The sequence below is a fragment of the Acinetobacter sp. BSP-28 genome, from assembly GCF_044130285.1.
Taxonomy (GTDB): Bacteria; Pseudomonadota; Gammaproteobacteria; order Pseudomonadales; family Moraxellaceae; genus Acinetobacter.
The window spans coordinates 64752-77497 of sequence record NZ_JBIQOB010000009.1; the positions used below are offsets into that span (position 1 = coordinate 64752).

Below are 12746 nucleotides of genomic sequence, written 5' to 3' on the forward strand. Positions count from 1 at the left end.
TGTAAGATAAATCGTGGCAAAAAAAGGAAAAGATGAAAACGCAATTAATTTTATTTTTGATACTGACTTTCATGCCCCAGACTGCTAGGATTTCAGCACATTTTTGCTGTCTGTAGCGCCATGGAACTGCTTGATTTTATCTTACACGTTGATGCCCATCTGCTCGAATTTATCACCGATTACGGCGTGTGGATTTATGCCATTCTTTTCTTGATTATTTTTGTGGAAACCGGTTTGGTGGTGATGCCTTTTCTGCCGGGTGACAGCTTGCTGTTTGCAGCAGGCGCGTTAGCAGCTTCCACAGGCGCAATGAATCCTTATATTCTGATCATTTTGCTGTTTACTGCGGCAGTATTGGGCGACACGCTGAATTATCATATTGGTAAATTTATTGGTCCGCGTGTATTTGAAATTGAATCACGTTTCATTAATAAAAAGCATTTAACCTATACGCAAAAATTCTTTGAAAAACATGGCGGTAAAACCATTATTTTCGCACGTTTTGTTCCTTTTGCCCGTACCTTTGCCCCATTTGTCGCAGGTGCAGGTCACATGAATTATAAATATTTCCTAAGTTTTAATGTCATTGGTGCCATTTGCTGGGTGGGTTCTTTTGTAATTTTGGGCTATTTATTTGGCAATATGCCGATTGTTAAAGACAATTTTACCCATCTGATTTTTGGTATCATTATTATTAGTGTTTTGCCGGGTATCATTGGTTTTATTCGCCAGAAACTCAAAAAGGCGCCTTAAAAGAAGCGAATAACAACGGGTAACATACACATAATCAGTAACATGGCCGATCCTTTATATAACAGATCGGCTTTTATTTGCCTGGACTGACCCGCCAGCATTGCCCGCCCAAAAAACATCCAGAACACCACCGCAGGTAACAGGACCAGACTGAACATTGCAAATACTAAAATAAAATTGGTGGGATTGCTCCAGGTTTCAATCGGTAAAACACCCGCAGCAAATAATAAGGCTTTAGGATTCTTAAAGGTAGAAAAGAACAGTTGGCGCGGTCGGATAGAACGATGATGTTGATTATGCTTTTCTAAATCTGAAGCTTTCCATAAATGGAAGGCCATCCAGCCCACATAAATAGCGCTGCAAAAATGCAGGATATGAATAAAGTTCGGCCATACTGGATCACACAAATGAATAAGTAATGCCCACAAATTAATGGCATAAAAATAGCCAAGCATTTTTGCCGGAATAAACAGGCTGGTTTTAGCAATGCCTTGTTGATAAGCCGAGCTTGCAAGTAATGCATTGGTTGGACCCGGAATCATCAATACCGCAATCACTGCCAATACAAAAAGCCAACTCTCGATCATACATACCTGATATCACCATCCTGATGGGGCACACCTTATATGAAACCGATAAAAAATAACAAGTATTTCTCGATAAAAAAACATCACCTGATGCGTTTAAAGATTACATTAAAAAACAATAACTAGTTGATATTAAAATTATTTAACTTGAAACATTTTGCTAATATTTTATCCCCCTGCTGTCAGGTACAGCACAACAACAGGGTGATAAATTGATGAATTATTGAGCTTTATTACGAACAATAATTGGGCAGCTTTTGAATTTTGCCGCCTGAACCACCGCTTCCTGTTCACCCAATAAACGTGATAATTCAGTTTTTTTAGTATTTGAAGATTGTCCCATATTGACTGAAACACTAGGTCCAATTCCCCAGCCGCCATGACTACCCCAACCACCGCCAACACCGACACCCACACCGACGCCAGTGCGTTTTGGTGCCTGCACACCATTGTCGATATATTGCTGAATACGGTTATATTCACTTTGCAATTGCTGGCAATTGAGCGCTTGATACTGGGTCGGAGAAACATAACTCGGTTTCACCGTCGTTGCACATGCACCCAATAAAACCGTACTTCCCAAAAGGAGGCTTAAATAAATCGTTTTCATGAGAAATCTCAATACTTATATATGCTCAATTTCATTGAACAACGATTGATAGGCTTGCGTCAATTTATGATCGGTTGCCAAATGAATTAAAGGCTGATTTTTCAGATGGGACTCCTTCATTAAAATCGACGGCGGCAGCATACTGTCTAATACAGGCAAGCTTTCATCTTTTAACTGTTGTACCACTTCACGCGGTAATTTAGCCTGTGCCTGAAACTGATTGACCACAATTCCTTCAATTTCCAGACGGCCATTATGATCATCCTGAGTTTCGATGACATTTTCTATTAGCGTCTGCAATGCACGTTTTGAAAATACGTCACAATCAAAAGGAATCAGCACGCGACTGGCTGCAATCAGCGCCGATAAGGTAAAGAAGTTAAACGCAGGCGGTGTATCGATATACACCCGATCATACTGCCCTTCCAGTTGTTGCAGGGCATCACGCAATTTATAAATCTTATGTTTTGACTCTAAGGCATGTGCCAGCGCCCCCAAAGTGGGACTTGCAGGAATCACATCCAGATTTTTAAAAGGGGATTGATGTACATAACGCTCCAGACCTTTATCACGGCTCTTCAAAATGGAACCAATGGCATTGCTTAACAGTCCTTTGCTTTGGGTTGCACCCAGCACTTCTTGAAAATAGTTTTCAATATTGGGTTCCAACGCAGGTTTATCCACCGTATACGTCGCATCATCCCCCAATAGATATTGACTGGAATTGGCTTGTGGATCGAGATCAATCAGCAAGGTTTTCAAACCCTGATGTGCGCTAATTGCAGCCAAATTGACCGCAATACTGGACTTGCCGACCCCACCTTTTTGATTAAAAACCACACGTATCAACATGGGAACCCCCTATCATTTATAGTTATCTATGAGCAGTTTAACCTACATGCCTTGCATCCAGAATAATTATGTCTAACAATCAACCAAAATTCGGCTTAATCATTACCAATCCAATAATGGCAATCAGTGCCACCACAGCAATGACCAGACCCGCGCGACGTTGGGCCAATAAAATACTGTCATCTTTTTTATAGGCTTTGATCAAGGAAGAAAATAACACCAGAAACAAGATGATCTTGGCATAAAACCACGATTGTACTTCAAAATTTTTGATCACTAATGAGGTCAACCCGGTCAAAATAATAATCGTCATGGCAAGATGCTGCCACGCCACCAAAAATTTCCGTGCGACCGGATTGGGCTGATTGCCCTTCACCCCAACAAATAAAGTAAACCCACGTGCAATGACTGCCCCCATCAACAGGGTCACTGCAATCATATGCACAATTTTTACCGTCAGCTGCATATCCATTGTTTAATCTTCCTTTTATTCAGCTTTTGGCGCATGTGCACATTCAGGGCTTGGAGTCGCTTGGCCTTGCCATTCTGAAGGAACAAAAGCATGAATAGCGAGAGCATGAATACGGCTTGGTGCAAGCAAATCGCCGGCAGCCGCATATATTTTTTGATGACGTTGCACCAAACGTAAGCCGTCAAACGCGTCACTGACCACAATCACTTTAAAATGCGATTCTTTACCCGGGAAATAGCCCCCATGACCTGATGATTCGTTTACCACTTCTAAATGAACTGGTGATAACTCTTGCAGGCGTTGAATCAACTGTTGTTCTAAATTCATGAAGATGCTCCCAAATCGCTCAATCTCTGGCTTCAGTATACCGTGTTCCTGTTCAATCTTTTGTGCATATCCTATAAATCCTTTATTGGATTCCACAGCATTTTTTCTTTTCAAAGATTATTCCTGTTTATAAAAGCGTCACTTTGGCCAAAAATGCTTTTATTTTATGCAATCGATACAAGTTTTTTCACAAAGTTATTGACCCTATTTTTGCATACTGTATTATACACGGCATGCGGGAATAGCTCAGTTGGTAGAGCATAACCTTGCCAAGGTTGGGGTCGGGAGTTCGAGTCTCCTTTCCCGCTCAAAATTTTTTCATTTAGTTTTTTCACTTAAAAAACTTTATAGACTCCGCGGGAATAGCTCAGTTGGTAGAGCATAACCTTGCCAAGGTTGGGGTCGGGAGTTCGAGTCTCCTTTCCCGCTCCAGATTCAAAAAGCCCTCATCGAAAGATGGGGGCTTTTTTTATTATTGATTTTATTATAATTTTTGAAAATCTCTCTTTTGCTTTTCTTCAATGCAATTTTTCTCCGCAGCCATCTTGTCTTTACAGACACAAAAAACCCGGCAGGTGTCGGGCTTTTTCATGATTAAATTTAGGAAGCGAGCAAATTGCGCAAGACATAGTGCAAGATACCACCCGCCTTAAAGTATTCCACCTCATTCAAGGTATCAATGCGACACAACACTTGAAAATGGTTACACGTACCATCGGTATGTTGCACATCTACTTCCAGCATTTGATGTGGATAAATATCATCCGACAAGCCTAAAATTGACAGTGTTTCATGTCCGGTTAGATTCAAGATCTGCCGGTTCTGACCCTCCACAAACTGTAAAGGTAACACCCCCATGCCGACCAGATTGGAACGGTGAATCCGCTCAAAACTTTCAGCAATCACCGCTTTCACCCCCAATAGGTTGGTGCCTTTGGCCGCCCAGTCACGTGAAGAACCAGTGCCATATTCTTTCCCGGCAATAATCACTAGCGGGGTTTGTTCTGCCTGATAGCGCATTGCCGCATCATAAATCGAGAGTTTTTCTGCACTTGGAATATGCAGAGTATTGCCACCTTCCTCCCCACCCAGCATTTCGTTTTTGATGCGGATATTGGCAAAGGTGCCTCGCATCATCACCTCATGGTTGCCACGGCGGGATCCATAAGAGTTAAAGTCTTTTGCATCAACCCCCTGTTGCTGCAAATATCGTCCGGCAGGACTATCTTTTTTGATATTGCCTGCAGGGGAAATATGGTCCGTCGTGACTGAATCTCCCAATACAGCCAAAATCCGTGCCAATTTGATCTGCTGAATTGGTCGCACCGGCTGATCAATTTCTGCAAAAAAGGGTGGATGTCGGATATAGGTCGATTGTTCATCCCAAGCATAGGTTTGACTTTGTGGAATCTGGATCGCTTTCCACTTGGCATCGCCTTCAAACACTTCCGCATATTCTTTATGAAACATCTCGGTATTCACGTTCTGCAGTGCGGCATCGATTTCCACCTGTGTCGGCCAGATATCTTTTAAATAAACCGCTTGGCCATTAAAGCCTTCACCTATCGGCTCAGCAGTGAGATCAGTTCGAATATTCCCGACCAAACCATAGGCAACAACCAAGGGTGGAGATGCTAACCAATTGGTTTTCACCAAAGGATGCACCCGTCCTTCAAAGTTACGGTTTCCGGAAAGCACTGAGGCTACATTCAAATCGAAACATTGCACCGCTTCTTCAATCGCTTCAGGTAAAGGTCCCGAATTACCAATACAGGTGGTACAACCATAACCCACCAGGTTATAACCCAGTTGATTCAAATAAGGCGTCAACCCTGCTGCATTGAGATAATCGGTAACTACTTTGGAACCTGGAGCCAGTGAACTTTTCACCCAAGGTTTCCGCTGCAAACCTTTTTCGAGTGCTTTTTTAGCCAATAGCCCTGCTGCCAACATGACACTGGGATTCGAGGTGTTGGTACAGGAGGTAATGGCTGAAATCACCACATCACCATGCTGCAACGGATATTTTTTACCCTCAATCATACAAAAAGCATTTTCATGTGGCAGGTTGGCCTGTTTCGCTTCAACAGCTGTGCCTCCTCCCCCTTCATTTTCCAGACGCTCTTTTTCTTCTTTGACCGGTTTCAAGGTCAGATCCATGAAGGCATGAAAGGTTTTTGGCACTTGCGACAATAGCACACGATCCTGCGGACGTTTCGGACCCGCCAGACTGGCTTCTACCGTCGACATATCTAAAGCCAGAGTGTCGGTAAAGACGGGTTCATCCCCCGGATTGCGCCACAATCCTTGCAACTTGCTATAGGCCTCTACCAAGGCAATTCTTTCGGGCTGACGTCCAGTTAAACGTAAATAGGAAAGCGTCACCTCATCAACCGGGAAAAAGCCACAGGTAGCGCCATATTCGGGTGCCATATTGGCAATAGTGGCACGGTCAGCCAAGGGTAAATCGGCCAGGCCATCGCCATAAAATTCGACAAATTTTCCAACTACGCCTTTTTGGCGAAGCATCTGGGTAATGGTCAGCACCAGATCAGTTGCTGTAATACCTTCTTTGAGTTTCCCGGTGAGCTTAAAGCCGATCACTTCCGGAATCAGCATGGAGATCGGTTGGCCCAGCATAGCCGCTTCCGCTTCAATGCCGCCTACTCCCCAACCTAACACGCCTAAGCCATTGATCATGGTGGTATGTGAATCGGTCCCGACTAATGTATCAGGAAAGGCAAAGCGCTGCCCATCGACCTCATTGCTCCAGACCACTTGTGCCAGATATTCCAGATTGACTTGGTGGCAAATCCCGGTTCCTGGCGGCACCACGCGAAACTGATTGAGCGCCGCCTGTCCCCAACGCAGAAACTGGTAGCGCTCGCCATTGCGTTGCATCTCAATTGCGACATTCTGCTCAAAAGCTTGCGGGCTGGCAAAGTAATCGACCATCACCGAGTGATCGATGACTAAATCCACCGGTGACAACGGATTAATTTTTTCCGGATCACCGCCGGCTTTAGCCACAGCTGCACGCATTGCGGCAAGATCAACCACAGCGGGAACACCGGTAAAATCCTGCATCAGTACCCGTGCCGGACGATACTGGATTTCCTGTTCTGAGGTTCGGTTGTTTAGCCACTCTGCCAACGCATGAATATGCTCGGTTTTCACCGTGAGCTGATCTTCAAAACGCAGTAAATTTTCCAGCAAGACTTTTAAGGATTTTGGCAGCCGGGACAGGTCTCCCAACTGCACTTGCAATTTGGACAGGTTGAAAATCTGATAGTGTTCTGAACCGACGGTTAATGTTTCTAAGGTATTAAAACTATTGATATCACTATACTTAGCCATCTAGTTTCCCTCCGGCGTGAGATGTTATTTTTATGATCACAGTCAACCACTTCTTTACTTACTGTATGCCAACTGCGCGGCGGGTTTGTTATTATTTATTATCGGATTGCGCTAGGCAGTTAAATGCAGGGCTGCCAGGGAATTTTGCCAGAGAGTTGCCGACAATTCAGATTCTGGCATCGACAATGTTTCTGCCAATCCCGTAATGACATAAGGTAAATTGACCAGCGTATTACTTTGTTTAGTGTCTATAAAAGTATCTAAGGCCATAAACATGATGTCCAAAAGACTAAATTTGTCCAGGAGAGTGGTGGCAGTCCATTACTCAAAGTACAATACAATCAAATTTAATTTATCAATCAGTAAAAATAAAAATAGTAAAATATTTATGTTGGTAATTATTGTTGAATCTATATAACTTTCAAAGTGACCAACTTCTTCTTACCCTACCTTAAATGACAACCCAAAATATTAAAACCATAAATATATGTTTTATATATATTTAAATTAATATCATTTTAATACATTTAATGTAATTTATGTCGGTGACCTTGCCAAGGTTGGGGTCGGGAGTTCGAGTCTCCTTTCCCGCTCCAGATTCAAAAAGCCCTCATCGAAAGATGGGGCTTTTTTTATACCATTCCTGTTAAAAACCGCATAAATCAGCAGCATTTTGCATAAGCTTGTCATTATTTATGTATTTCAACTGTTTAAACATTCATCATAATCGCTACTTTTTAAAATAAAGTCCTCTTTTCAAGTTTACGGTGACTGTGTATAACAATGAACCGGTAAGGGAAACCAATAAGCATAGGCAAACATCGTAAAAAAACGGTAGACTATGCAACAATCAATGCAATCAGAATGTCATTTGAGACAAACAAGAAGGTGAAGGCTGATGCCGCTCAATACAGTTGAAGAGCTTGTAGCAGATATCCGTGCAGGAAAAATGGTTATCCTGATGGATGATGAAGATCGTGAAAATGAAGGCGACTTGGTCATTGCTGCAACACACGTGCGTCCTGAAGACATCAACTTCATGATTACGCATGCTCGTGGTCTTGTTTGCCTAACCTTAAGCCGTGACCGTTGCCAACAGTTAAATCTTCCCCTCATGGTAGATGCCAACGGCGCCCAACATGGGACTAACTTTACGCTTTCAATTGAAGCCGCCAACGGTATTACCACAGGTATTTCTGCGGCTGAACGAGCACATACCATTCAGACGGCCGTGGCAGCGCATGCCAAACCTGCAGACATTGTACAACCGGGTCATATTTTCCCGTTGATGGCTCAGCCAGGTGGTGTATTGCATCGTGCCGGCCATACCGAAGCCGGCTGTGATTTATCACGTCTTGCAGGACTCGAACCTGCTTCCGTGATTTGTGAAATTATTAATGAAGACGGTACCATGGCGCGCCGTCCTGATCTTGAAGTTTTTGCAGAAAAGCATGGCCTGAAAATTGGTACCATTGCAGACCTGATTCATTACCGCATGACCAATGAACAAACCGTTGAGCGTCTGGATCAACAAACCATCAACACTGAATATGGTACCTTTGAACTGTTCCGTTACCGTGAAATTGGTAATCCGGACATTCACTTGGCACTGGTCAAAGGTGAGCCTAAAGACGGCATCACTACCGTGCGTGTACATGGTTTTAGCCCGGCACGAGACTTGCTGAAAATTAACAAGCAGGATGGCGAACCTGCCTGGAATCTGGACAAAGCGCTGAAAGAAATTGCATCTAGCGAGCGTGGTGTTTTAGTCTGGATTGGTCAACGTCATTTACAAGATTTAGGTCCTGCTCTCGAAAGCTTGACTGCACCCAAACCAACCAAATCAAGTGCTGCACTGTCTCAGCAGTATCAAACCATTGGTGTGGGCGCACAGATTTTACGTGATTTAGGGGTTGAGAAAATGAAACTGCTCAGCTCTCCATTACGTTTTAATGCATTATCAGGTTTTAATTTAGAAGTGGTGGAATACATCACCGCACATCAAACAACAGAGAAATAATCGAGGTTGCTATGGCAGTTCGCCGTATTGAAGGTATGTTACATCTCGCGAGCGAAGGCCGTTACGCGATTTTAGTGGGTCGTTTTAATAGTTTTGTTGTCGAACATCTATTAGAAGGTGCAATTGATACATTGAAACGTCATGGTGTATCAGAGGATAATATTACTGTTGTTCACGCACCTGGCGCTTGGGAACTACCAGTGGTTGCTAAAAAATTGGCTGCTTCAAATGGTTTTGATGCGATTATTGCCCTTGGCGCGGTGATTCGTGGTAGCACGCCTCACTTTGATTTCGTTGCTGGTGAATGTGCTAAAGGTTTAGGCGTAGTTGGTCTAGACACAGGCTTGCCAGTGATCAACGGTGTATTAACTACGGATAGTATTGAACAAGCGATTGAACGCTCTGGAACAAAAGCAGGTAATAAAGGTGGTGAAGCTGCCCTTACTGCAATTGAAATGGTTAACTTGTTAAAGGCTATTTAACGCTATGTCGCAAACACTTCAAGCAACTTATGCAGCAAAACGCAAAGCACGTCGTTTTGCTGTACAAGGAATTTATGAATGGCAGATGAGCCACAATCCGGTACATGAGATTGAAGCACGTACACGTGTGGAAAATGCCATGCACAAAGTGGATCTCGGCTATTATCATGAATTGTTGACTCAAGTGGTTGCCAATCATGAAGCATTGGATGCGCTCCTAATCCCTGTCCTTGATCGCGAAATTGATGCGCTTGACGGCGTTGAACTCGCAACCCTTCGTCTTGGTGCTTATGAATTGAAAGAACATCTTGAAATTCCATATCGCGTCGTTTTAGATGAAGCGATCGAGCTGGCTAAACATTTTGGCGGTGCAGACAGCCATAAATACATCAACGGTGTATTGGATCGTTTAGCGACAACTTTGCGTGCAGCAGAAAAGCAACAAGCCAACTAAATAAAGTAGATTTGTTGTATGGCTGAATTTTCGATTATCGACACCTATTTCAATCGCAAGAATGCCAATTCTGTCGATTTAGGCGTCGGTGACGATTCAGCCTTGCTCACCCCTCCTCCACAGCAACAACTGGTTATCTGTACCGATACGCTAGTTGCCGGACGACATTTCCCCTTAGATACAAATCCCCATGCCATCGGCTGGAAATCTGTCGCGGTCAATTTATCTGACATTGCGGCCATGGGTGCCAAACCGCACAGCATTTTACTGGCATTGAGCCTACCCCAAATTGATCATGACTGGCTGCAAGGCTTTAGTCAGGGTTTATATGATTGTTGCGATCAATTTGGTGTGAGTTTAATTGGTGGTGACACCACCCAAAGTCCTCATCTGACCATTTCTGTCACTGCGCTTGGCTGGATAGAAACAGGCAAAGCCGTCACACGTTCAGGCGCACAAGTCGACGATTATGTCTGCGTCAGCGGAACAGTCGGTGATGCTGCATTTGCTTTGCAAAACTTAGGACATCCGCTACAAAAACGTCTGGATTATCCAACGCCCCGTTGTCAGCTAGGACAACAGCTGAAAGGCTTAGCTTCGAGCATGATTGATGTGTCTGATGGTTTAGCCCAAGATTTAGGCCATATTTTAAAAGCATCAAAAGTAGGTGCAATACTTGAATTAAGTCAGTTACCGATCAGTCCAGATTTACAAAATTTAACTCAACAACAGCAATGGCAATATGCCCTCGCGGGTGGCGATGACTATGAGTTATGCTTTACAATAAGCCCGCAAAATTATGAAAAGCTTTTGCAACAACAATTAGATGTCAACATTAGCAAGCTTGGACAAATTACCCAACAAACTGAATTAACTTTTGTGCAGAATGGCGTAGATCATTCGCTGCAATTTCATGGATATCAACACTTTGCATAAACCTGCGATTCACTTTAAAGACATGTCCTGGTACAACCGCTTTATCGTTTTTTGCGGTGTCGGATTTGGTTCTGGGTTGGCACCCAAAGCACCAGGCACTTTTGGTTCAGCCTTTGCATTGCTGTTTATTCCTGCCTGGCTTGCAATTGGCTTTACCAACTCCATTATTGCCATGGTTTTAATGTCACTTATAGGCATTTATATTTGCGGGCAAACCGCTAAAGTCATGGGTGTGCATGACGATGGCCGTATTGTTTGGGATGAGTTTGCCGGACAATCGATTACCTTCCTGCCACTGATTTACTTCGGACAAATGAGCTGGCTTTGGGTACTGATTGGATTTGCCCTGTTCCGCTTATTCGATGTCTGGAAACCCTGGCCTATTCATGTCATCGACCGTCAAGTCGGTGGCGGTTTCGGCATTATGTTTGACGATATTATTGCCGGCATTTGGGCCGCAATCTGTATTCTCGTGTACCTCAACATTTCAATGGCTTAAGCCAAGTTTTTAAGGTGTATTATGTCAACTTCTGTGATTATTCTTGCTGCAGGTAAAGGAACTCGAATGCGTTCGAGCTTACCCAAAGTATTGCAGCCGCTCGCAGGACGCCCTCTACTCGGTCATGTCATTGAAACTGCTAAAAAATTAAATGCCAAAAATATTATTACTATTTTTGGACACGGCGGTGATCTAGTTCAACAAGCTTTTGCACAGGAAAATGTACAATGGGTTGAACAAGCCGAGCAGCTCGGTACCGGTCATGCGGTAAAAGTGACTTTACCGGTGCTACCTACTGATGGCGTTTCACTGATCCTTTCCGGTGACGTACCTTGCATTAGCCAAGAAACCTTAGAAAAACTATTGGCTGTTTCACGTGAAACGGAAATTGGTCTGGTAACCTTAACCTTGGCCGATGCAACAGGTTATGGCCGTATCGTGCGTGAAAACAAGAAAATTCAAGCTATTGTCGAGCATAAAGACGCAAATGATACACAGCGTCAAATTCAGGAAATTAATACCGGTATTTACTGTGTCAGCAATGCCAAACTGCATCAATGGTTGCCAAAATTAAGCAACAACAATGCCCAAGGCGAATATTACCTGACCGACATCGTGGCCATGGCGATTGCCGATGGTCTTGAAGTGGCTTCAGTTGAACCGGAACGTGCCTTTGAAGTTGAAGGGGTAAATGACCGCATCCAATTGGCTGCTTTAGAACGCGAATTCCAGGCCTACCAGGCCAAACTGCTGATGCAGCAAGGTGTGCATATCATTGATCCAAGCCGTTTTGACCTGCGTGGCAATCTTACAGTCGGTCAAGATGTGCGGATTGATATCAACGTGATCATCGAAGGTAACTGCGAACTCGGCAACAATGTTGAAATTGGTGCGGGTTGCGTAATTAAGAATACCAAGATTGCCGCAGGCACCAAAGTACAACCCTACAGTATCTTTGACAATGCCGTGGTGGGTGAAGATACGCAAATTGGACCATTTGCCCGTTTACGTCCAGGTGCCAAACTGGCCAATGAAGTCCATATTGGCAACTTTGTTGAAGTTAAAAATTCAAGTATTGGACTCGGTTCTAAAGCCAATCACTTTACTTATTTAGGTGATGCCGAAGTTGGCGCAGGTTCAAATATTGGTGCCGGCACCATTACCTGTAACTATGATGGCGCGAATAAATTTAAAACCATTATTGGTGATTCCGCCTTTATCGGATCCAATAGTTCACTGGTTGCCCCGGTCTGTATCGGCAATGGTGCGACTGTGGGTGCTGGCTCAGTCATCACACGCGATGTAGCAGAAAATAGTTTGGCCTTTGAGCGATCAAAACAAGTGGCTAAAGAAAACTATCAACGCCCCCAAAAATTGAAAAAATAAGAGGATTATAA

The 12746-nt window shown here is 43.7% G+C and carries 14 protein-coding genes and 2 tRNA genes; 9 read left to right on the forward strand and 7 right to left on the reverse strand.

Annotated elements, in window-relative coordinates:
• The first annotated feature begins 120 nt into the window (after positions 1–120).
• Positions 121–753 carry a DedA family protein gene (locus ACE01R_RS08430; RefSeq protein ID WP_395550368.1) on the forward strand — a complete coding sequence of 211 codons (633 nt, stop codon included), beginning with the start codon at positions 121–123 and terminating at the stop codon, positions 751–753.
• Here the strand turns inward: ACE01R_RS08430 and ACE01R_RS08435 are convergent.
• The 5 genes from ACE01R_RS08435 to ACE01R_RS08455 form a co-directional block, all read right to left on the reverse strand.
• On the reverse strand, positions 750–1340 hold the full coding sequence (locus ACE01R_RS08435; protein ID WP_395550369.1) for a LysE family translocator: 591 nt from the start codon (positions 1338–1340) through the stop codon (positions 750–752). The genes ACE01R_RS08430 and ACE01R_RS08435 overlap by 4 nt on opposite strands.
• Before the next feature lie 220 nt (positions 1341–1560).
• On the reverse strand, positions 1561–1950 hold the full coding sequence (locus ACE01R_RS08440) for a hypothetical protein (protein ID WP_395550370.1): 390 nt from the start codon (positions 1948–1950) through the stop codon (positions 1561–1563).
• Positions 1951–1965: 15 nt separating this feature from the next.
• Entirely contained in the window at positions 1966–2802 is an 837-nt protein-coding gene (locus ACE01R_RS08445) for a ParA family protein (RefSeq protein WP_395550371.1), read from the reverse strand.
• A gap of 79 nt (positions 2803–2881) precedes the next feature.
• Positions 2882–3274 carry a SirB2 family protein gene (locus tag ACE01R_RS08450; RefSeq protein ID WP_395550372.1) on the reverse strand — a complete coding sequence of 131 codons (393 nt, stop codon included), beginning with the start codon at positions 3272–3274 and terminating at the stop codon, positions 2882–2884.
• Between the two features lie 15 nt (positions 3275–3289).
• On the reverse strand, positions 3290–3601 hold the full coding sequence (locus ACE01R_RS08455; protein ID WP_395550373.1) for a BolA family protein: 312 nt from the start codon (positions 3599–3601) through the stop codon (positions 3290–3292).
• Positions 3602–3836: 235 nt separating this feature from the next.
• Between ACE01R_RS08455 and ACE01R_RS08460 the strand changes: the two genes are divergently transcribed.
• A tRNA-Gly gene (locus ACE01R_RS08460) sits at positions 3837–3909 on the forward strand.
• Between the two features lie 48 nt (positions 3910–3957).
• Positions 3958–4033 (forward strand) — tRNA-Gly (locus tag ACE01R_RS08465).
• Positions 4034–4201: 168 nt separating this feature from the next.
• Here the strand turns inward: ACE01R_RS08465 and acnA are convergent.
• Both acnA and ACE01R_RS08475 read right to left on the reverse strand, forming a co-directional pair.
• Positions 4202–6958 carry an aconitate hydratase AcnA gene (gene acnA / locus ACE01R_RS08470; protein ID WP_395550374.1) on the reverse strand — a complete coding sequence of 919 codons (2757 nt, stop codon included), beginning with the start codon at positions 6956–6958 and terminating at the stop codon, positions 4202–4204.
• Between the two features lie 111 nt (positions 6959–7069).
• Positions 7070–7228: a hypothetical protein gene (locus tag ACE01R_RS08475; protein ID WP_395550375.1), complete on the reverse strand. Its 159-nt coding sequence runs from the start codon at positions 7226–7228 to the stop codon at positions 7070–7072.
• A 628-nt stretch (positions 7229–7856) separates the two neighbouring features.
• Here ACE01R_RS08475 and ribBA point away from each other — a divergent pair.
• From ribBA to glmU, 6 genes are read left to right on the forward strand one after another with little or no spacing between them, the layout of a single operon-like run.
• The gene (gene ribBA / locus ACE01R_RS08480; RefSeq protein WP_395550376.1) at positions 7857–8978 is read left to right on the forward strand and encodes a bifunctional 3,4-dihydroxy-2-butanone-4-phosphate synthase/GTP cyclohydrolase II; all 1122 of its coding nucleotides are present in this window, start codon (positions 7857–7859) and stop codon (positions 8976–8978) included.
• Positions 8979–8989: 11 nt separating this feature from the next.
• On the forward strand, positions 8990–9460 hold the full coding sequence (gene ribE, locus ACE01R_RS08485) for a 6,7-dimethyl-8-ribityllumazine synthase (RefSeq protein WP_174560379.1): 471 nt from the start codon (positions 8990–8992) through the stop codon (positions 9458–9460).
• Between the two features lie 4 nt (positions 9461–9464).
• Positions 9465–9914: a transcription antitermination factor NusB gene (nusB, locus tag ACE01R_RS08490; protein WP_086200061.1), complete on the forward strand. Its 450-nt coding sequence runs from the start codon at positions 9465–9467 to the stop codon at positions 9912–9914.
• Between the two features lie 18 nt (positions 9915–9932).
• Positions 9933–10850 carry a thiamine-phosphate kinase gene (thiL, locus tag ACE01R_RS08495; RefSeq protein WP_395550377.1) on the forward strand — a complete coding sequence of 306 codons (918 nt, stop codon included), beginning with the start codon at positions 9933–9935 and terminating at the stop codon, positions 10848–10850.
• Positions 10828–11349 (forward strand): phosphatidylglycerophosphatase A, encoded by a 522-nt coding sequence (locus ACE01R_RS08500; protein WP_395550378.1) that lies wholly within the window; start codon positions 10828–10830, stop codon positions 11347–11349. Before thiL ends, ACE01R_RS08500 begins: the two co-directional genes overlap by 23 nt.
• 21 nt (positions 11350–11370) lie before the next feature.
• Positions 11371–12735: a bifunctional UDP-N-acetylglucosamine diphosphorylase/glucosamine-1-phosphate N-acetyltransferase GlmU gene (gene glmU, locus ACE01R_RS08505; RefSeq protein ID WP_395550379.1), complete on the forward strand. Its 1365-nt coding sequence runs from the start codon at positions 11371–11373 to the stop codon at positions 12733–12735.
• The last annotated feature ends 11 nt before the right edge of the window (positions 12736–12746 follow it).

Coding starts and splice junctions, on each gene's coding strand:
- ACE01R_RS08435 (WP_395550369.1), bottom strand. CDS start 1,340: ATGATCGAGAGTTGGCTTTTTGTATTGGCAGTGATTGCGGTATTGATG.
- ACE01R_RS08475 (WP_395550375.1), bottom strand. CDS start 7,228: ATGGCCTTAGATACTTTTATAGACACTAAACAAAGTAATACGCTGGTC.
- ACE01R_RS08440 (WP_395550370.1), bottom strand. CDS start 1,950: ATGAAAACGATTTATTTAAGCCTCCTTTTGGGAAGTACGGTTTTATTG.
- ACE01R_RS08500 (WP_395550378.1), top strand. CDS start 10,828: ATGGATATCAACACTTTGCATAAACCTGCGATTCACTTTAAAGACATG.
- acnA (WP_395550374.1), bottom strand. CDS start 6,958: ATGGCTAAGTATAGTGATATCAATAGTTTTAATACCTTAGAAACATTA.
- ribE (WP_174560379.1), top strand. CDS start 8,990: ATGGCAGTTCGCCGTATTGAAGGTATGTTACATCTCGCGAGCGAAGGC.
- ribBA (WP_395550376.1), top strand. CDS start 7,857: ATGCCGCTCAATACAGTTGAAGAGCTTGTAGCAGATATCCGTGCAGGA.
- ACE01R_RS08450 (WP_395550372.1), bottom strand. CDS start 3,274: ATGGATATGCAGCTGACGGTAAAAATTGTGCATATGATTGCAGTGACC.
- glmU (WP_395550379.1), top strand. CDS start 11,371: ATGTCAACTTCTGTGATTATTCTTGCTGCAGGTAAAGGAACTCGAATG.
- nusB (WP_086200061.1), top strand. CDS start 9,465: ATGTCGCAAACACTTCAAGCAACTTATGCAGCAAAACGCAAAGCACGT.
- thiL (WP_395550377.1), top strand. CDS start 9,933: ATGGCTGAATTTTCGATTATCGACACCTATTTCAATCGCAAGAATGCC.
- ACE01R_RS08455 (WP_395550373.1), bottom strand. CDS start 3,601: ATGAATTTAGAACAACAGTTGATTCAACGCCTGCAAGAGTTATCACCA.
- ACE01R_RS08445 (WP_395550371.1), bottom strand. CDS start 2,802: ATGTTGATACGTGTGGTTTTTAATCAAAAAGGTGGGGTCGGCAAGTCC.
- ACE01R_RS08430 (WP_395550368.1), top strand. CDS start 121: ATGGAACTGCTTGATTTTATCTTACACGTTGATGCCCATCTGCTCGAA.